The sequence below is a fragment of the Streptococcus suis genome, from assembly GCF_002964045.1.
GTDB lineage: Bacteria > Bacillota > Bacilli > Lactobacillales > Streptococcaceae > Streptococcus > Streptococcus suis_U.
The window spans coordinates 1-561 of the sequence record NZ_POPB01000227.1 but is presented as its reverse complement, the minus strand read 5'-3'; the positions used below and the strand labels follow the sequence as shown (position 1 = coordinate 561).

General features: G+C 38.5%; 1 protein-coding gene. It reads left to right on the top strand.

Going from position 1 to position 561, the window contains the following annotated elements:
• The first annotated feature begins 64 nt into the window (after positions 1–64).
• Complete coding sequence (locus C1E99_RS15175; RefSeq protein ID WP_238146187.1) at positions 65–217, top strand: hypothetical protein; 153 nt, start codon at positions 65–67, stop codon at positions 215–217.
• The last annotated feature ends 344 nt before the right edge of the window (positions 218–561 follow it).

The window sequence follows — 561 nt, the reverse complement described above, 5'->3', positions numbered from 1 at the left end:
AGTCTAGTGAGAACTAGGCTTTTTTTGGTATACTAGATGAAGCTAGAAAATAAGGAGACACCCAATGATTCAACCTATTATGAGGGACATTTTCTTCCTGCAACAGAAATCTGAGCCTGCGACTCAGCTAGATGTGCAGGTCGGTCAGTTGACAGGATTGACAGTGAGGACCTTGCACCACTATGACCAGATTGGGAGTGTTGGAGGTTGGAAATGAAGCGAACTCGTTCGCATCAGCAATAGAGGTCAGATTTGGAGTGTGAAACGCGAACCGCTGAGATGTTGACACGAACTCTGAGAAGCAAGACTGGACTTTCTGCCTAGCCTCAGTAGGCTACTTTTGCATTTCATTAAGTATTTGATGATTCAACATTTTTGTCTAAATAACGACAAAACATGAAGGGGATTCTATTTTTTAAGTATTTCCAAGGTTGATGTCAGTTTAGTATAAGGTAAATATGATAGAATTATTTTAGAAATGATAGATTATTCAAGTTAAGGTGAACGTTTTGTGAATACCTTTATAAGATACACACAGATAGGAAGATAGTTACATACATT